The organism is Salinirubrum litoreum (assembly GCF_020567425.1).
GTDB classification, from domain to species: Archaea; Halobacteriota; Halobacteria; order Halobacteriales; family Haloferacaceae; genus Salinirubrum; species Salinirubrum litoreum.
The window spans coordinates 75,565-92,428 of sequence record NZ_JAJCVJ010000002.1 but is presented as its reverse complement, the minus strand read 5'-3'; the positions used below and the strand labels follow the sequence as shown (position 1 = coordinate 92,428).

Below are 16,864 nucleotides of genomic sequence, written 5' to 3'. Positions count from 1 at the left end.
AGCCGACGCCCTCGGCGACTCGCCACGTCAGTTCGCGTCGTCGGCGTCCGCGCCGCGGTCGGGGGCGGCGATCCCGTCGAACAGTTTCGAGAGGATCACCCGCTCTTCGCGCTCGGCGGCTTCGCTCGGTTCGGGGCCGACACGCGGTCTGACGCCGTGGCTCCACAGCAGTTCCTCGACCTCGGGTCCTTTCTGTACGTCGGCCATGTCCGAGGCGAAGCCGGTCGTCATGGTCCCCAGCGCGTACTGTCTGGCGGTCGCGGCCCGGCGGACCGCGTCGTGGGTCTGGAAGTACCACCGGAGCGCGGCCCGGAGCACGTCCACGTCCTCGTCGAGGCCGCCGATCCCGGCGCGTGCCGCCCCCCGAACCAGTGTCCGGTGTCCGGGGTCGCTCTCGGCGACCGCCGCGAGGATCGGGTCTGCGTCGGTCTCCGAGTCCGCCTCCTCGTGGGCGTCTGCTCCGGGCGAGTCGTCGACGTCGGCTCCTTCGACCACCACCCCCGCCGACTCGCCCGACTTCGCGTCGCCTGACTCCATCTCGGCCCACTCGACCGTCGCTGGGTACTCGCCGATCGTCGCGTCGAGTCGCGCACCGCACCGCCCGGTCAACTCGCCGACGCGGTGGCGGGGAATCTCCTCGGCGAGGTACTGCTGGACTGCACTGGCGTCACGGGCGGTGTCGTACTCCCGGAAGAAGGCTCGGAGGGCGTCTTCGACGACCGACTCGGCGGTCTCGTGGCCGCAGATGCCGAGCGCGGCCGCCCCCCGGACGAGCTGTCTCGTCGTGTGACGAAACGGTTCGAGGAGCGACGGGTCGGCCGACTCGGGGGCGTCTGTGTCCGACACGGCTCGGGACGTACCGGCCGACGAGTCAAAGATGTTCTGTCGTCGCCGAAACACCGATCAGGCCCCGGGCGGAAGCCCGGACGATGGCGACACAGGTCACGCCGGGACTCTGGCACGTCGACTGCACGACGCTGGATCGTCCGAACGTCTTCCTCGTCGACGACGGCGACCTGACGCTGATCGACGCCGGGTGGCCTGCAGACGAGCAGACCGTCCGGGCCGGTGTCCGCGACGCGGGTTACGACCTCGCCGACGTCGACCGCGTCCTGCTGACGCACGCCGACGCCGACCACGTCGGCACGCTGTCACGGCTCACGCCCGCACTCGACGCACCGGTCTTCGTCCACCGCGCCGAGGCACCCTACGTCGCCGGCGAGGCGCTCCCGCCGTGGACCGCACGCCACGGCATCGAGGCGCTCCACCGACTCTACTACCGGCGACTGACGCTGCCCGACCTGCCGATCCACACGCTCGCCGACGAGGACACTGTCGGCGGCTTCCGGGTTCTGCACACGCCGGGACACACGCCCGGCCACGTCGCGTTCGTCCACGAGGTGCTGTCTGCGGTGTTCATCGGCGATCTGGCCTACGCGGTCGGCGAGACCCTCCGCGCGTCCGGGTGGCTCACCAGCTACGACACCGCGCAGGTGCGGGCGAGCCTTCGGTCGCTGACGGCCCGCACCGGGCCACTGAAGCACGTCTGTCCGGGTCACGGTCCGATCCCCGAGGAGGGCGACCGACGCCTCCGGGCGCTCGCCGAGGGGTGACCGGGCGCTCCCACCGGTGGCCGTAGATTTTTGTGCGACGGCGTGCCGGTCGTCGTATGGACAACGCCCTCCCTACGGCACTCGTCGCCGGACTCCTCCTCGGCGTCGGCGTCCACGAACTGCTCGTCGCCGACTGGTTCCTCGCGCTCGGTCTCGCTGCGGTGTACGCCAGTAGCGTCTACTTCCTGCTCGCGTTCGAGGTGTCGGTGCTCGACACGGTGTTCGACTTCGAGGACCGCACTGACCGACTCGGCTACGGACTCGGCGTCTTCGGTCTGAGCGTGAGTCCGCTGGCACTCGCCGAGCAGTACGGCAGCGGCGGGACCGCGACGCTCGTCGTCGTCCTGCTGTTCGTCGGCGTGATCGCCTTCTTCCTGCTGGCGTCGAAGGCCCACCGTCGGGCGGCGCAGGGTCGGTGACTCTCCTCGGCGACCGACGATCCCCGGAGGCTCACGCCACGGTCGTCTTCAGTTCGATCCGGTAGCCGAAGGGGTTCTCGACGTACACCGCCGGTGCCTCTCCGGTCGCACCCAGCGGCGCGTCGAGACGGTTCACGACCTCGACACCGGCCTCCTCGAGTGCCGACTCGATCTCGTCGATCCCCTCGTCGACGAGCAGTGCGACGTGGTCGAAGTGCTCCCCCTCGGGTGGGTCGAAGGCGTCGGTCGGCCAGAGGTGGACGACGTGGGCGGGCGCGAGACGCACGTCGAAGAAGGACTGCTCGTCCGCACGGTAGGCGTCGAGGCGCTCGATCTCGAAGCCCAGTCGGTCGCGGTAGAAGTCGACGGCGGGTTCGACGCCGTCTGCGGGGATGCGGAGGTTCACGTGGTCGATTGTTCTGACGTTCACGCCGCGTGGTTCGGCCCGGGGACGGAAACCTCCTGAGGCGGGGCGAACCAGTCCGGGAGCCACGCCGAGACGCTCGCCACGCCCGGCGGTAGTCGGCTGCCGGAACAGCCTTGAGGCACGCGACACTCTTCCCGACGATGCCCTCCAGACGCGACCTGCTCGCCGGCCTGGCCGGTGCCGGCCTCGCCGGCACTGCCGGCTGTCTCGCAGCCGACGATCCGTTCTCGGCCGGTGACGACGCGACGACCGACTGGCCGATGGCCCGCCACGACCCCGCCAACACCGCCTACGCGCCCGACGCCGTCGCGCCGCGAACCGGCGTCACCGAACGGTGGTCACGGGACCCGGACGCCGACGTGCGGACGCCGGCGGTCGCCGACGGGACCGTCTTCACTCCCGGCATGGCGGGACTCACCGCCCTCGACGCGGCGACCGGCGAGACGCTGTGGCGCTACGCACCGGGCGAACAGGCGTGGCCGGCCCCGCCGACCGTCGTCGACGGCGTCGTCTACGTCACGATGCTCGACGAGGACTCGGTCCACGCGGTCGACGCCGAGACGGGAGACGACCTGTGGACCGTCACGGGTGTCGCCGCCGGCGACGTGAGTCCGCACCTGTACGGCGACCCGTTCGACGACGCCGACTCGCCGCTCGTCGTCGGTGGCGAAGACGGTCTCGTGGTCGGTCTCGACCCCGCGACCGGCGAGGAGCGCTGGCGACTCGACGTGTTCGGGCGCGTCCGGCGACTCGCCCACCGACACACGGGGCTGTACGTCGGCACCACCGGTGGCGCGGTGTACGCCTTCAGCACGGCGAGCGGGGACAGACCCCACGAGTGGTGGCGGACGAAGGTCGACTCGCGGGTCGACGCGATCGTCCCGGCGGACAACGGCGTCGTCGTCAGCACCTTCGGCGGCCCGCTCACGAACCTCCGGGACGGCCACGGCGGGACGACCGACTGGACGGCCGAGCGCCGACACGCCCGGTCGCCGCCGGTGAAGGCGAGTTCGTGGGTCTACAGCGCCGGGTGGGACTCGGTCTCCGCGCTCCGCGTCTACGACAAGAACCTGCAGTGGCGGGCCGGCGGGGACTTCGGGTCGACGGCCCCGGTCGCGGCCGGGGATACGCTGTACGTGCCGAGTCAGGACACGATCCACGCGTACGACCTCGCGGGCGGGACCGGCGGTGGTGGACTCACGTTCGGCGCAGAGCGGTGGTCACAGACGCTCGACGCCGACTTCGTCCAGGGACTCGCGGTCGGTGACGGCGCGCTGTTCGTCGCGTGTGAGGCGAGAGACGGCGGCGACTCGCTGTTCCGACTCGACCCGGCCTGAGCCGGAGCGTTCGTCGGCCGATGCGTCTCGGAATGTTGTCGTGTCAGTGTCGGCTCACACCCACTGATACGGGGGGCTGCCGTACGGCCGGACATGACCGTGGTCGCGGAGTTCCGAATCCCGGCAGAGCTGTTCGCGTTCGAGCAGACGCTGGCCGAGAGTCCGAGTGCGGTGATCGAGATCGAACGCGTGGCGGCGGCGAAGGAGGTGTTGACGCCGTACTTCTGGGTCAGCGACTGTGCACTCGACACCTTCGACGCGGTCGCACGCGAGGACCCGTCGGTGACGAACCTCGACCGACTCGACGTCTTCGAGCAGGCCGCGCTGTACCGGGCCGACTGGACCGACCGGATCGACGCGGTCGCCTTCGCGTACACCGACGCCGGCGCGGTGATCGTCGAGGCGACCGGCCAACACGGCGCGTGGGAACTCCGGATGCGGTTCGACGACCGGGAGAGCCTCCACGTGTTCCGTGACTACTGTGACCGGAACGAGATCGACTTCACGCTGCTCCGACTGTACGACCCCGACGCGGACCACGTCGGGGCACGCCACGGTCTCACCGAGAAGCAGGCCGACGCCCTGACCACCGCGTGGAACCTCGGCTACTTCGAGACCCCACGGCGGGCCACCCTCGCCGACGTGGGCGAGGCGCTGGGCGTGTCGAGCCAGTCGGTCTCACAGCGACTCCGGCGGGCACACCAGACGTGGGTCGAGACCGCGCTGACGGTCACGCCGCCGGACCACGAGCCCGAGGCCTCGATATAAAGGGTTCACATATCGGCCCCGGCCCGTACCCACGCCGACAGCGTACATCGACGAGTGACGAGTGACTCTCTCGACGCAACCCGCTTACACGACCTTCTCTGCCAGCCAACCCGGCGACGATTGCTCGCCTTCCTCGACGGGAGTTGTCGCGCCCGGATCGACTACGAGACGATCCTGTCGGCGCTCCACGACAGCACTGACGAACCGTTACGGACGACGCTCCATCACGTCCATCTGCCGAAACTCGCTCACACGGGGGTCGTCGTGTGGGACCGCGACGACCTGTGGATCGAACCGGGCCCGAACTACGAGGCGGCCACGCTGTTCCGCCGCCGACTCGACACCGCCCGGTCGCAGACGCCTGGGGTCGTCTCTCAGTGAGACGGTCCCTCCGGGAGTGGCTCGCCGACCGGTTCGGATCGGAGACCCCCGCGAACCACTCGACTGCGGTCGCCGGGGCGGGAGCGGAGACGAACGAGTCGGCCCGGCTCTACACCTGTCCCGGCTGTGAGAAGACGCTCGTCGCGCGCCGACTGGACTCGTGCCCGGCGTGTGGCGGAGCGGTCGAACGCACCCAGACCGGACAGGACCTCGGTCACGTCCCCGCCGCCGACTGAGCAGTTCGGCCCGCCACGCTCGAGACGAGACCCAGGACGAAGCACGCGAGCGGTTCGGGCGGTGTCGCTCCCCGCCAGAAGCTTCATATATAGTCAATATATAGCTATTTAGTTGGAGGCGATGTGAGTGTACGACCGTCGACGGGCCACGGCGTCGGAGTACCGGAGAGTCGCGTGTCTCGCGGGCGACTCGCGTGAGCGACCGACCCGCGTGACGATCGGCGGGACCGCCGACCGTCCCTCGACCGGGCGGCACCCGGGAGACCAGCCGTGACCGACCCGCCGGTCGAGGGCGCACTGGTCGACCTCGACGGGACGGTGTTCCGAGGCGACCCACTCATCGAGGGGGCCGACGACGCCGTCGCGACCCTGCGGGCGGCGGGCGTCTCGGTCCTGTTCCTGTCGAACAAGGCGACACGGCGCAGAGCCGCCTTCGCCGAGAAACTGCGTCGCCTCGGGATCGACGTCGACGACGACGGCATCGTCAACTCCGCGCTGATCGCGGCGTCGTATCTGGAGACACACCACCCCGACGACCCCGTCTTCGTCGTCGGTGAACCACCGCTCCGGGATGAACTCCGCGCACACGGCCTCACTCTCACCGACGATCCCGAGGAGGCGGCGGTCGTGCTCGCGTCGATGGACCGGCAGTTCGACTACGGCACGCTGACGAAGGCGCTCCACGCGGTCGACGAGGAGACGGTCTTTCTGGCGACGAACCCCGACCGGACCTGTCCCACCGAAGGCGGCGAGATCCCCGACTGTGCCGGCGTCGTCGGGGCCATCGAGGGCGTGACCGGGACGGACCTCGACCGGTATCTCGGGAAGCCGGCACAGACCGCCGTCGACGCGGCGCTGTCGGGACTCGACCTCCCGGCGTCCCGCTGTCTGATGGTCGGGGACCGACTGGAGACGGACGTCAGGATGGCGAACCGTGCGGGGATGACCTCGGTACTCGTGTTGACCGGCGTCACCGACCGCGAGACGCTCGCGCGGTCGTCGATCCAGCCAGACTACGTACTGGAGTCGATCGCCGACATCGGGCAGGTACTGCGTGGGGAGTGATGCCGCACCCTGTCGTCGGTCCGGCGGCGCACTCCGGCGTCGGTGTGCCACTCGGCGTCGTCCTCCAGGGCCTCCTGGACGAGACGCTCGGCGGGGTGGAGACGCACGTCGTCGAGTTCGCGGTCGCCCTCGTCCTCGGACTGTTTCTCGGCTTGGAGCGGGAGTGGTCACAGAAGGACGCGGGCATCCGGACGTTCGCACTGCTCAGCCTGCTCGGCGCGATTCTGACGGTACTCGGCGAACCGCTGTTGCTGGCGAGCGGTGGCCTCCTCGTCCTCGTGATGGGGGTGCTGCTCGCGGTCCGGAGTCTGATCAGCGAGGACACGGAGACCGGCCTCTCGTTGACGACCTCGGTCTCGATGTTCGTCGCCTACGGCGTCGGCGTCCTCGTCGTGAGTGGCTTCCTCCTGGAGAGTGTCACCGTCGCCGTCCTCTCGTCGCTGCTGCTCGTGTTGAAGCGGGAACTCCACCAGTTCGCGTGGGCGCTCTCCCGGGAGGAGGTGCGGAGTGCGACCGAGTTCGCCATCATCGCGTTCGTCGTCTTCCCACTGATCCCGCGTGAGTCGTTCGGCCCGTGGAACGCCGTCGACGCCCGGACGGTCTGGTTGCTGGTCATCGCCGTCAGCGGCATCGGGTTCGTCAACTACGTCATGCTCCGGCGGTACGAGGGGAAGGGGATCGCGGTGACCGGCTTCTTCGGTGGGCTGGTCAACTCGACGGCGGTCGTCGCGGAGTTGACCCGACGGGTCGCCGGCGCGGGGTCGATGCGGGCCGTCGCCGTGGGGTCGATCCTGCTTGCCAACGCCGCGATGGCGCTCAGAAACGCGATCATCGTCGTCCCGTTCGTCCCCGACGCCGCGCCACTGGTCGTCGTCCCACTCGGCGCGATGACGGTCGCGGGCGTCCTGCTGTCGACACACGTCGCCGACTGGGATCGCCCGGTCGAGACCGACCTCGCCTCGCCGTTCAGCCTCTCCAGTGCGGTCGCGTTCGGCGGGTTGTTCCTCGTCATCCTCGTCGGGACCGCCGGCGCACAGGCGGTCTTCGGCACGCGCGGGTTCCTCACCTCGACGTTCCTCGCCGGCTTCGTCTCCAGTGGGACCGCGACGGCGACGGCGGTGGCGCTGGCCGCTGCCGGGCAGGTCCCGGTTCGCCAGGCGATGTGGGGTGTCCTCGCGGGGACGCTGTCGAGCGTGCTCGTGAAGATCGGTCTCGCGACCGTCGTCGACCGGTCGCTGTTCGTCCCGGCGCTGCTGTGGAACGGCCTGCTGGTCGCGGTCGGTCTCGTCAGTGCGCTCGCCGTCCTGTACGCGTAGGAGTCCCGTTCGGGGACTCGTAGGGGAGGTCTCGCCCCGTCAGGACTGTGTCGCGCCGAACCGCAACAGACCGGGGTAGTCACAGATCAGGCCGTCGACGCCGGCCGCCGCGAGTCGCTCCGCCTCGTACCACGTCGCCAGCGTGTAGACGTTGACCGCGCGCCCCTCGTCGTGAGCGGTCTGGAGGAGGTCGACGTCCTCCCACGGCCCCTCGGTGTAGTAGGGGTCCGCGAAGAAGGGCGTCCCCTCGATCATGTTGTACGGCGGGTTCACCGCCTCGGCGTCGTACTCTCTGGCGATCTCCAGGCCGTCCTCGATGGAGTCCCACAGCAGGGGCGCGACGTCGTAGTCCGACACCTCCCGCGTCACCGCGAGCGCCGCCTCGTAGAACGAGGAGACGAGGATGTCGTTGTTGTACTGGTCGGCGATGTTCAACACGTCCACGACGAAGTCGTGCCAGATCGCCGTCTGGGCGGCCAGTTCGCTCCCCGAGAGGTTCGCCGCGAACGCGAGGTCGAACGAGCCGGGATTCTTCATCTCGATGTTCACGCCGACGCTCGGCGGGATGGCGTCGAACACCTCGGTCATGAGCGGGACCGTCTCCTCGGTCCCGAGGACCTTCGCACTCGTCACCGTCTCCGTCGACTCCTCCCAGACGACGCCGTCGGTGTCCGTCAGTCCGCGCTCCCCGCCGTCGCGCGAGGAGAGGCGGTCGTCGTGGAAGACGACCACGTCGCCGTCGGCGGTCGGCAGGACGTCGATCTCTATCGAGTCTGCACCCTGCGCGGGTGCTTGCGGGGACCGGCCACCCTTGCTCGCGGCCGTGACGGCACCGACGGTGTTCTCCGGAGCCATCCCGGCGTAGCCGCGGTGGGCGACGATCCGAGGTGTCCCGTCTGTCGTCGGTGGTCCGTGTCCACCGCCGTCTGTCGTCGTGTCCGTGCCGACCTCCCCGCTGGCGACACCCGCGCCCACCAGCGACGCGCCAGCACCGGCGACGAACGCTCGTCGGCGAACCGTCTTCGATACGTCGGTCTCTGCACCGGTCGCTCGGTCAGTCCGTTCTGACATAGCCATTTATAATTATTGTTCGTGACGGAAATAACCCGGTCACGCGTTCGTTCGTCCAACGTTCGACGTGACACGCTCTCACCGGTCGGCGGCCGACCCGGGGCGTGCGGGCGAAATCGTTCTCGCCGGTGTGTGTTGTATCCAGTCGGAACCGGGAGCACGAAATTACTACAGATTATATATAGTGGCATATAGTGTCGAAGTAATAATGTAACCCTCCCTTACGGACGGAAGTATTAAGAATCGTTACCAACCACCAACGAAAGGCATGACAGATATTGACAGGCGAACGGTCCTGCGAGCGCTCCCGGCGGCCACACTCGCGGGGCTGGCTGGCTGTACCGGCGGCGACGGTGGACAGACAGGGACGACGACCAGCGGTGGCGGCGGCGGGACGACGACCAGCGGCGACGGTGGCGACGGTGGTGGCGGTGACGGCGGGGACGCGCCGGGCACCGACCCCTCGGAGTTCCCGGAGTTCGACCCGGCGGACCCACAGTTCCCGCAACTCACGAGCACGCTGATGGAGGCCGGCTTCGAGACGGGGACGATGGCGGACCTGAATCGGATGCAGGAGAACCAGCGCGACGAGCCACGGTACGGTCAGCCCGTGGCGTCACCGCCGGACAGCGAGAGCGAGATGATCGACCCCGACACGCTCCAGTTCTCGCTCGTCCCGACCGAAGACCCGACCGTCTACGAGAACACCCTCGAACCGCTCCTGAACAACATCGAGTCAGAGACCGGCAAGGCCGTCGAGTACATCTCGCTCGACTCCTACGCCGCACAGGTCGAGGCGATGCGCTCCGAGCGACTCCACGTCGCCGGCTTCTCGACCGGGACGGTCCCCTTCGCGGTCAACATCGCCAACGCGGTCCCGTTCTCGATCCAGATCGAGGGCGGCCAGGGCGGCGGTGGCTCGTTCGGCTATCGCCTGTGGCTCATCACCCAACTCGACAACGGCGAGGTGACCGAACTCGACGACCTCGCGGGAAAGACGATCGCACACGCCGACCCCTCCTCGAACTCCGGCAACCTCGCTCCCCGGGCGCTGTTCGCCAACCAGGGCATCGTCCCCGGCGAGGACTACGAGGTGACCTACTCCGGCGGTCACCAACAGAGTTCACTCGGCGTGGCGAACGGCGACTACGCGGCCGCGCCGGTCTGTTCGACGTGTTACGCGCGGGTCGCCCGCGACGACCAACTCGACCCCAGCGCGATCAAGGCCATCTGGGCCTCCGAACCCTTCCCGACGACGGCGTTCTCCTACCGGAACACCCTCACCCCCGAGATCCGCGAGGGCGTCGAGAAGGCGTTCCTCGACTACGACTACTCGGACACCGCCATCGCAGAGGAGTTCGAGGGCCGTGGGACGTGGGTCGAGATCGACTACGCGACGGTCTGGGACATCATCCTCCAGATCCAGGAGTCGCTCGAGGTCGAGTACGAGACGGGCAACATCGGTGAGTGATCACTCTCACCGGAGTACATCTGTGTCAGACACCACCCAGACCGCGACGACGCACACATGTTGTCAGTAACCGATCTCCGCAAGACCTACTCGGGCGGCGAGGAGGCGCTCCGCGGCGTCTCGCTCGACGTCGGCGGCAACGAGACCGTCGCCGTCATCGGCCCGAGTGGCGCGGGGAAGAGTACGTTCATCAGCTGTATCAACCGGCTCACCGAACCGACCGACGGCCAGGTCGAACTCGACGGGGTCGACATCCTGCGCCTCTCGGGGAAGGACCTCCGGAACGCCCGCCGCGACATGGGGATGATCTTCCAGGAGTTCAACCTCGTCGAACGGCTCACGGTGATGGAGAACGTCCTCTCGGGGCGACTCGGCTACGTCTCGACGTGGAACGCCTTCCGGCGGAAGTTCTCCGGTGACGACGTCGAACGCGCCTACGAGGTGCTGGATCGGGTCGGCCTCGCCGGTCACGAGAACGACCGGGCGGACGAACTCTCCGGCGGGCAGCGACAGCGCGTCGGCATCGCCCGTGCGGTCGTCCAGCGCCCGAAGATTCTGCTCGTGGACGAACCGACCTCCAGTCTCGACCCGGAGACCTCACGCGCCGTGATGGACCTGCTGACGACGATCGCCGCCGAAGACGAGATTCCGGTGCTCATCAACATCCACGAGGTGAACCTCGCCATCGAGTACGCCGACCGCATCGTCGGCCTGCGCGACGGCGAGAAGGTGTTCGAGGGACCACCGGAGGAACTCGACGAGGCGGCCCAGTCACAGATCTACCGCGGCGCACCGCCGGACGAGGAGGGCGATCCGGTCGTCGGGCGGCCCGACGAGACTGACGGGACCGAGGAGGTCGTCCGCGACGGGGAGATCAAACGGGGTTGACATGGCCACGAAAGACACCTCGCCTCGGGAGTGGTCGCGTCCGAGTGCCTTCTACAACGACTGGGTGAAGTACGGCGTCTACCTCGTCATCACCGCCTTCGTCCTCTGGAGCTTCTACAACATGCGTATCTCGCCCGACCGGATGCTCCAGGGGGCCGACCAGGCCGCCGGCCTCCTCACCAGCATGTTCCCGCCCGAGTGGACGCCCCGGAAGCGGGACCTCCTCATCGAGGGGATGGTCGAGAGCATCGCCATGTCCGTGATCGCCACCGTGATCGGCGTGGCGATCAGCCTCCCGGTCGCGTTCATGGCCGCCGAGAACCTCGCGCCGAAACCGGTGTACGCGGTCGGTCGGGGCCTGATCACGGTCTCGCGGGCGTTCCACGAACTGATCGTCGCCATCATCGTGGTCAAGGCGGTCGGGTTCGGAGCGCTCGCGGGCGTGATCGCACTCTCGTACAAGACGGTCGGCTTCTTCTCGAAACTGCTCGCCGAGGAGATCGAAGACATCGACACCGGCCAGATGGAGGCCGTGGAGGCGACCGGCGCGAACCGCTACCAGACGATGCTGTTCGGCGTCGTCCCGCAGGTCCTACCCCGGATCGTCGGCCTGTCCATCTACCGGTGGGACATCAACATCCGGCACAGCACCGTCGTCGGTATCGTCGGCGCGGGGGGTATCGGGGCCACCCTGCTGAACTCCTTCGACAAGTACGACTACGACTTCAGTCTGAGCATCATCATCGCCATCGTCGCGGTGGTGCTGGTCGGTGAGGTCGTCAGCGCGTACGTCAGGAGGCGGATCCAGTGACCGACTACCGCACGTGGGAACGGCGGACGCCGCGCCAGCGCATCGTCCGGTACGTCGCACTCCTCCTGGCGTTCGTGGCGGTGGCCATCTCGTGGCAGTTTCTCGACGTGAACTACGAGTTCCTCGCCACCGCACCACGGGAGTTCGGCGACCTTGTCGAGCGGATGTACCCGCCGAACGTCGGCTACTCGGGCGACATCCTCGGCCCGCTAATCGAGACGATCAACATCGCCGTTCTCGGGACGATCCTCGCCGTGATCGCGTCTGTGCCGGTCGCGCTACTGGGCGCGGAGAACACCGCCCCGAACCAACTCGGCTACGGTCTCGGGAAGTTCATCATCTCCTTTACCCGGTCGGTGAACGTCATCATCTGGGCGCTGATCTTCGTCATCATCATCGGACCGGGCGCGCTGGCCGGGGTGCTTGCCATCGCGGTTCGCTCGATCGGCTTCACCTCGAAACTGATCGCCGAGGCCATCGAGGAGATCGACCCCGGGCAGGTGGAGGCGATCAGGGCCACCGGGGCGAACCCCGTCGAGGCGGCCATCTACGGGATCGTCCCGCAGATCAAACCCGCGTTCGTCGGCGTCTCGACCTACCGGTGGGACATCAACGTCCGCGCCTCGACGATCATCGGCTTCGTCGGCGCGGGCGGCATCGGCGTCGAACTCACCACCTCGATCAACTTCTTCCGCTGGCAGAACGTCCTCACTATCCTGATCGCTATCCTCGCCATCGTCATCTTCAGCGAGGTCACCTCGGCGTACCTGCGGCGGAAGGTGCGGTGAGAGGGACGCGGCGTCTCCCTCCTCTTGCTCGTGATCCGGCAATCGGTCGGCTGATCGCAGACTACACGATGGACTGCGTCCTCCTCGCGCTGGCGGAGGACGTCGGCGCGACGTTGACGACTTTCGACGGTGAACTCCTCGAACACGGTGGTGTGCCCCCGGAGGAATTGATCGACTGACTGCGGTGGAGAACCTGTGTAAGTCGCCACTACTCGACGGTCAGAGTAGAATCCTGCTCGAGAGAGGAGTGACGTTCATCAGAAGTCGGTTTTCGAGGCCTGATGACCATCCAGACGTTCGGTATAGACTGAGTACGTGCCGAGTGCATCCTTCGAGCGAACTCGGTTCGTACCCCAAACTACGAGAGAACCCTGTCGAGACCACACATCGAGTGGAGAGAACTCAACAGTAGTAGACGAAGAAGGAGTGGCCGCTGGAACACGTCTCTCTCGTGAACTCGCCGAACAGCGCGCGGCGGGTGGTCGCGGCCGGGTCGCCCTCGGCAGCACGAGGCACGCTCACCCAGTGAGCGCCTCCACAGGTCGGACAGGCTACCGCCGTCTGTCGCCGGTCACTCTCGGTGAGTTGCATGACACCATACAGCATAGTCGCGCATCGATATCAGCGTAGTGCTGTCGAACCGACAGATAGCGACAGGATACGTATCGAATACTGTCGTGATACCTTCCGATCGAGCACGCCGGTTCCGCCACCCTCCGAACGGTGGTGTCTCCGTCCGGGTCAGAGCAGAACCCCGACCACGCCGAGGAGTGCGACGGCGGCGATGGAGTAGGCGACCGTTCGCTCGGAGACCACGTGGACGTACTTCCAGCCGACGACCTGTGCGCAGACGTACGGAACCCCGACCACGATGGCAGGAAGGAGCGCGGGTGGGTTCCCCTGCACGGCGTGACCCAGCGCGGCGGCGACCGTGATGAGCACGCCGCTTGCCAGTCCCGCCCCGATGGCGGTGATCGGCGCGATTCCGACGACGAGCAGCAGGGGAACCGTGAGCGCCGGCCCGCCGATGCCCGTGATCCCCGCGACGACGCCGACCAGGAGGCTCCCGACCCCGACCAGCACCGCGATCGGCCAGCGTCGCCACCCCGTGGTCGACTCACTCGGGTCGCGCTCGCGGGTGCGCTGGCGGTAGACGATACCGGCCACTGCGAGCAGCAGTGTCGCGGCCAGCACCTGCTCGAACCGGGCGACAGACAGGCCGACCGCCGTCCGCGTGCCGACCTGCGTGCCGAGGAGTGCGGGGACTCCGACCAGCACCGCGAGTCCCCACTCGATCCCGTCGCTGTAGCGGTACAGCGCGGTGGCCGTGACCGTGGCGACGACGAAGACGCTACTCGTCGTCGCGGCGACGACCGGCGACGAGAGGACGAGCAGGAGGTTCAGCGAGACGATGACCGGGATGCCGCCGGGTCCGCCGATCCCGCCGACGACGCCGCTGCAGAGGCCGATAACGGCGAGTAACAGCAGCGTCTCGGTCGTGGGCACAGGTCGTCTCTCCGTGCCACTCGGTCACCGACCGGCTACGAAAAGGTACCGTGGTCGCGAGTCGGTCTAGTGGCGCCCGTGGCCGCGAGAAGAACCGGATTTCCCCGCGACACGAACCTTTGTAGTCGATCATGTAGAACCTTCGAACGACCATGGCACAGCGAAACGTCGAAGACGTGATCGAGGTCGACCGGTACACACGCGGACTCGTCGGCCCGGACGTCGAGTGGGCGGGGACGGTCGCAGACGGCGGGACGATCAAGACACACACCCCGGCCGGCTGCTGGGGGCCGATGATCACGCCGAAGTTCAAGGGTGGGCACGAGGTGACGCGACCGGTCGCCGTCGAGGGCGCGGCGGTCGGCGACGCGGTGGCACTCCACATCAAGAACATCGAGGTGACGAGTATCGCCACCAGCACCGGGAGTATGCGGGAACGCGAGGCGGCGTTCGGTGACGACCCGTTCGTCGATCACGTGTGTCCCGAGTGTGGCGCGGCGTGGCCCGAGACCATCGTCGAGGGAACCGGCGAGGAGTCGATCAGGTGTGCGGAGTGCGGGGCGAACGCCTCCTCGTTCGGCTTCGAGTACGGCTACACCGTCGCGTTCGACGAGGACCACACGGTCGGCCTGACGATGGACGCCGAGGCCGCAGACGACCTCGCCGGTCGGGCCGCAGAGGCGCTCGCACTCCCGGAACACTCCGAACAGCACCCCATCCTGCTCTACAAACCATCGGAGTTCCCCGGGACGCTCGGCCACCTCCGCCCGTTCGTGGGCAACATCGGCACGACGCCACCGATCGAACTGCCGGACTCGCACAACGCTGGCGACTTCGGGCAGTTCCTCATCGGCGCGGGGCACGACTGGGGGCTGGCCGACGAGGCCGAACTCGCCGACCGGACGGACGGCCACATGGACATCAACGCTGTCCGGGAGGGCGCGGTCCTGATCTGTCCGGTGAAGGTCGACGGCGGCGGCATCTACGTCGGCGACATGCACGCGAACCAGGGCGACGGCGAACTCTCCCTGCACACGACCGACGTGAGTGGCCACACCGAACTCGACGTGGAGGTCATCGAGGGAATCGACATCGACGGGCCGCTCCTCCTGCCGAACGGCGAGGACCTCCCGCACATCGCCCAACCGTACACCGACGCCGAACTGGAGACGGGCCGCGAACTGGCCGATCAGTACGGCGTCGACCTCGTCGAGGACGTGGGGCCACTGCAGGTGATCGGCAGCGGCGCGACCGTCAACGACGCGACGCAGAACGCCTTCGACCGCGCGACCGAGTTGCTCGACATGAGCGAGGGCGAGGTCAGAGCGCGGTGTACCTTCACCGGTGGCGTCGAGATCGGTCGCTTGCCCGGGGTCGTCCAGTTGACCCTGCTCGCGCCGATGGACGTGTTGGCCGACCGGGGGCTGGACTCGCTGGTCCGCGCACAGTACGACCTCTGAGGGCGGGTCTCTCAGGCGCGTGCCTGCCACGTCCGCCACGCGAGGTGGACGACGGTCCCGACGACGAAGGCGACGCCGAGGTTCGCCAGGAGTCCGAGGAGTCCGACACCGAGGACCAGCGGGACCGCGTCGGTCTCCCGGAGACTCGTCCGCGCCAACTGGAGGGCGACGAGCGCCAGCACGACGCCCAGCATCGAGACCGGGTAGGCGGCCACGAGGCCGGCGGCCCAGACGGCGACGGCGAGGTAGCCGAGGCCGAGGAGGACGTTCGCCCCCGCCGTGCGCGCGCCGAAGGCGTACTTGCCCGCGATGCCGCCGCTCCCGTGGCACATCGGGAGCGCGCCGAAGGGGACGGCCGTGAGGTTCATCTGGCCCATACTGATCGACAGGTCGTCGGCGGAGATCTCGCGGTCGAAGTAGTCGGCCAGCAGGATCGACGCCGCCAGCGCCGCGTTGCCGACCGTCATCGCCACCTGCGCGAGTACGGCCTCGGCCGCAGCGACCGACAGTCCGGTGGTTGGCAGGGTGAACGACGGGAGCGCCGGCGTCCCGGGCGTGTCGAGGCTCGGCGCGGAGAGACCGCCGAGATCCACAGGGACGACACCGCCGGGAGAGAGGACGGCCACGAGGCCACCGACCACCAGCACCGCGAGTGCGGTCAGTTTGCCGCGCCCGAGCGCCGCCAGTCCGCCCGCGGCGACGACGCCGAGACCGGCGAGGCGCGGATCGCCGAGACCGATGTGGAGGCCGGTCTCCAGCAGTAGGAGCGCGACGCCGAACTGGACGCCGCGAACGACGGGCGTGCCGACGTAGTCGCCGATCCGCCCGAGCGTCCCGGTCGCCCCGACGACGAGGAGGACGAGGCCGACGACCAGCCCGGCGAGCAGGAACTCGTCGGTCGTGACCGTGCCCGCGAGCAGGAGCGCCGTGAGCGCCTTCATCGGTTCGACCGAGATCGGGACACCGTAGTAGAGTCCCCAGACGATCTGGCAGAGGCCGAACCAGCCGAGCGCGACCGCCAGCGAGAGCTCCGTCAGGGCACCGACCGCGACGACCAGGGGGAGGACCGTGACCGAATCGCCGATCGCGCCCGCCGCCTCGCTCCGGGAGAACGCGACGGTCGTCTCGGCAGGTCGGGCGAGATCGAAGGCCACCGGTCCGCAGTATGCCGTATTCGCCCAAGTGTCTTCGCAGTAACCGGATCCGGTCGCACCGGCGGCCCGGCGTAACCGGTCGTGGACACGTCTCCTCGGTATCGCCCGGCGGATCCGATCCGCCGGTGACCAGACTCTCGTCGACGACCTCCT

General features: G+C 68.3%; 19 protein-coding genes. 13 read left to right on the top strand and 6 right to left on the bottom strand.

Annotation, left to right across the window (positions count from 1 at the left end; all coding sequences use genetic code 11):
- Nucleotides 1-27: 27 nt before the first annotated feature.
- The gene (locus LI337_RS09100; protein ID WP_227229533.1) at nucleotides 28-846 is read right to left on the bottom strand and encodes a hypothetical protein; all 819 of its coding nucleotides are present in this window, start codon (nucleotides 844-846) and stop codon (nucleotides 28-30) included.
- Between the two features lie 83 nt (nucleotides 847-929).
- Here LI337_RS09100 and LI337_RS09095 point away from each other — a divergent pair, with 83 nt between their 5' ends.
- Entirely contained in the window at nucleotides 930-1,613 is a 684-nt protein-coding gene (locus LI337_RS09095; RefSeq protein ID WP_227229532.1) for an MBL fold metallo-hydrolase, read from the top strand.
- 56 nt (nucleotides 1,614-1,669) lie between these two features.
- Nucleotides 1,670-2,032 (top strand): hypothetical protein, encoded by a 363-nt coding sequence (locus LI337_RS09090; RefSeq protein WP_227229531.1) that lies wholly within the window; start codon nucleotides 1,670-1,672, stop codon nucleotides 2,030-2,032.
- Nucleotides 2,033-2,063: 31 nt separating this feature from the next.
- On the opposite strand, the gene LI337_RS09085 is transcribed toward LI337_RS09090, so the two are convergent.
- On the bottom strand, nucleotides 2,064-2,462 hold the full coding sequence (locus LI337_RS09085) for a VOC family protein (protein WP_227229530.1): 399 nt from the start codon (nucleotides 2,460-2,462) through the stop codon (nucleotides 2,064-2,066).
- 137 nt (nucleotides 2,463-2,599) lie between these two features.
- Here LI337_RS09085 and LI337_RS09080 point away from each other — a divergent pair, with 137 nt between their 5' ends.
- From LI337_RS09080 to LI337_RS09055, 6 genes are all read left to right on the top strand, one after another.
- Nucleotides 2,600-3,796 carry an outer membrane protein assembly factor BamB family protein gene (locus tag LI337_RS09080; RefSeq protein ID WP_227229529.1) on the top strand — a complete coding sequence of 399 codons (1,197 nt, stop codon included), beginning with the start codon at nucleotides 2,600-2,602 and terminating at the stop codon, nucleotides 3,794-3,796.
- Nucleotides 3,797-3,889: 93 nt separating this feature from the next.
- Nucleotides 3,890-4,564, top strand: a complete 675-nt coding sequence (locus tag LI337_RS09075; RefSeq protein ID WP_227229528.1) for a helix-turn-helix domain-containing protein — start codon at nucleotides 3,890-3,892, stop codon at nucleotides 4,562-4,564.
- Between the two features lie 120 nt (nucleotides 4,565-4,684).
- Nucleotides 4,685-4,945: a DUF7344 domain-containing protein gene (locus LI337_RS09070; RefSeq protein ID WP_227229527.1), complete on the top strand. Its 261-nt coding sequence runs from the start codon at nucleotides 4,685-4,687 to the stop codon at nucleotides 4,943-4,945.
- The gene (locus LI337_RS09065; RefSeq protein WP_227229526.1) at nucleotides 4,942-5,181 is read left to right on the top strand and encodes a hypothetical protein; all 240 of its coding nucleotides are present in this window, start codon (nucleotides 4,942-4,944) and stop codon (nucleotides 5,179-5,181) included. Before LI337_RS09070 ends, LI337_RS09065 begins: the two co-directional genes overlap by 4 nt.
- 270 nt (nucleotides 5,182-5,451) lie before the next feature.
- Nucleotides 5,452-6,246 carry an HAD-IIA family hydrolase gene (locus tag LI337_RS09060; protein WP_227229525.1) on the top strand — a complete coding sequence of 265 codons (795 nt, stop codon included), beginning with the start codon at nucleotides 5,452-5,454 and terminating at the stop codon, nucleotides 6,244-6,246.
- Nucleotides 6,246-7,562: an MgtC/SapB family protein gene (locus LI337_RS09055; protein ID WP_227229524.1), complete on the top strand. Its 1,317-nt coding sequence runs from the start codon at nucleotides 6,246-6,248 to the stop codon at nucleotides 7,560-7,562. The genes LI337_RS09060 and LI337_RS09055 overlap by 1 nt, the downstream gene beginning before the upstream one ends.
- A 39-nt stretch (nucleotides 7,563-7,601) precedes the next feature.
- Here LI337_RS09055 and LI337_RS09050 read toward each other — a convergent pair whose 3' ends face one another.
- The gene (locus LI337_RS09050) at nucleotides 7,602-8,633 is read right to left on the bottom strand and encodes a glycerophosphodiester phosphodiesterase (protein ID WP_227229523.1); all 1,032 of its coding nucleotides are present in this window, start codon (nucleotides 8,631-8,633) and stop codon (nucleotides 7,602-7,604) included.
- Nucleotides 8,634-8,901: 268 nt separating this feature from the next.
- Between LI337_RS09050 and phnD the strand changes: the two genes are divergently transcribed.
- Genes phnD through phnE (LI337_RS09030) form a run of 4 tightly spaced genes read left to right on the top strand, consistent with a single transcriptional unit; the run spans nucleotide 8,902 to nucleotide 12,591 of the window.
- Entirely contained in the window at nucleotides 8,902-10,104 is a 1,203-nt protein-coding gene (phnD, locus tag LI337_RS09045; RefSeq protein WP_227229522.1) for a phosphate/phosphite/phosphonate ABC transporter substrate-binding protein, read from the top strand.
- Nucleotides 10,105-10,161: 57 nt separating this feature from the next.
- The gene (gene phnC, locus LI337_RS09040; RefSeq protein WP_227229521.1) at nucleotides 10,162-10,992 is read left to right on the top strand and encodes a phosphonate ABC transporter ATP-binding protein; all 831 of its coding nucleotides are present in this window, start codon (nucleotides 10,162-10,164) and stop codon (nucleotides 10,990-10,992) included.
- A 1-nt stretch (nucleotide 10,993) separates the two neighbouring features.
- Nucleotides 10,994-11,803 carry a phosphonate ABC transporter, permease protein PhnE gene (gene phnE / locus LI337_RS09035; RefSeq protein ID WP_227229520.1) on the top strand — a complete coding sequence of 270 codons (810 nt, stop codon included), beginning with the start codon at nucleotides 10,994-10,996 and terminating at the stop codon, nucleotides 11,801-11,803.
- Nucleotides 11,800-12,591, top strand: a complete 792-nt coding sequence (phnE, locus tag LI337_RS09030; protein ID WP_227229519.1) for a phosphonate ABC transporter, permease protein PhnE — start codon at nucleotides 11,800-11,802, stop codon at nucleotides 12,589-12,591. The genes phnE (LI337_RS09035) and phnE (LI337_RS09030) overlap by 4 nt, the downstream gene beginning before the upstream one ends.
- 402 nt (nucleotides 12,592-12,993) lie before the next feature.
- Here phnE (LI337_RS09030) and LI337_RS20280 read toward each other — a convergent pair whose 3' ends face one another.
- Nucleotides 12,994-13,182 carry a hypothetical protein gene (locus tag LI337_RS20280; RefSeq protein ID WP_425600774.1) on the bottom strand — a complete coding sequence of 63 codons (189 nt, stop codon included), beginning with the start codon at nucleotides 13,180-13,182 and terminating at the stop codon, nucleotides 12,994-12,996.
- Nucleotides 13,183-13,332: 150 nt separating this feature from the next.
- On the bottom strand, nucleotides 13,333-14,097 hold the full coding sequence (locus LI337_RS09025) for a sulfite exporter TauE/SafE family protein (RefSeq protein ID WP_227229518.1): 765 nt from the start codon (nucleotides 14,095-14,097) through the stop codon (nucleotides 13,333-13,335).
- Nucleotides 14,098-14,249: 152 nt separating this feature from the next.
- On the opposite strand from LI337_RS09025, the gene LI337_RS09020 reads away from it, so the two are divergent.
- Nucleotides 14,250-15,557, top strand: coding sequence for an acetamidase/formamidase family protein (locus LI337_RS09020; protein ID WP_227229517.1), 1,308 nt, complete (start codon nucleotides 14,250-14,252; stop codon nucleotides 15,555-15,557).
- A gap of 11 nt (nucleotides 15,558-15,568) precedes the next feature.
- On the opposite strand, the gene LI337_RS09015 is transcribed toward LI337_RS09020, so the two are convergent.
- A complete protein-coding gene (locus LI337_RS09015) occupies nucleotides 15,569-16,711 on the bottom strand; it encodes a putative sulfate/molybdate transporter (RefSeq protein ID WP_227229516.1) in 1,143 nt (380 codons plus the stop codon).
- Between the last annotated feature and the right edge of the window lie 153 nt (nucleotides 16,712-16,864).

What these genes read in the sequence shown, in the direction of transcription:
- LI337_RS09095 (WP_227229532.1), top strand. Translation starts at nt 930, where the DNA reads ATGGCGACACAGGTCACGCCGGGACTCTGGCACGTCGACTGCACGACG.
- LI337_RS09090 (WP_227229531.1), top strand. Translation starts at nt 1,670, where the DNA reads ATGGACAACGCCCTCCCTACGGCACTCGTCGCCGGACTCCTCCTCGGC.
- LI337_RS09080 (WP_227229529.1), top strand. Translation starts at nt 2,600, where the DNA reads ATGCCCTCCAGACGCGACCTGCTCGCCGGCCTGGCCGGTGCCGGCCTC.
- LI337_RS09075 (WP_227229528.1), top strand. Translation starts at nt 3,890, where the DNA reads ATGACCGTGGTCGCGGAGTTCCGAATCCCGGCAGAGCTGTTCGCGTTC.
- LI337_RS09055 (WP_227229524.1), top strand. Translation starts at nt 6,246, where the DNA reads ATGCCGCACCCTGTCGTCGGTCCGGCGGCGCACTCCGGCGTCGGTGTG.
- LI337_RS09050 (WP_227229523.1), bottom strand. Translation starts at nt 8,633, where the DNA reads ATGTCAGAACGGACTGACCGAGCGACCGGTGCAGAGACCGACGTATCG.
- phnD (WP_227229522.1), top strand. Translation starts at nt 8,902, where the DNA reads ATGACAGATATTGACAGGCGAACGGTCCTGCGAGCGCTCCCGGCGGCC.
- phnC (WP_227229521.1), top strand. Translation starts at nt 10,162, where the DNA reads ATGTTGTCAGTAACCGATCTCCGCAAGACCTACTCGGGCGGCGAGGAG.
- phnE (WP_227229520.1), top strand. Translation starts at nt 10,994, where the DNA reads ATGGCCACGAAAGACACCTCGCCTCGGGAGTGGTCGCGTCCGAGTGCC.
- LI337_RS20280 (WP_425600774.1), bottom strand. Translation starts at nt 13,182, where the DNA reads ATGCAACTCACCGAGAGTGACCGGCGACAGACGGCGGTAGCCTGTCCG.
- LI337_RS09020 (WP_227229517.1), top strand. Translation starts at nt 14,250, where the DNA reads ATGGCACAGCGAAACGTCGAAGACGTGATCGAGGTCGACCGGTACACA.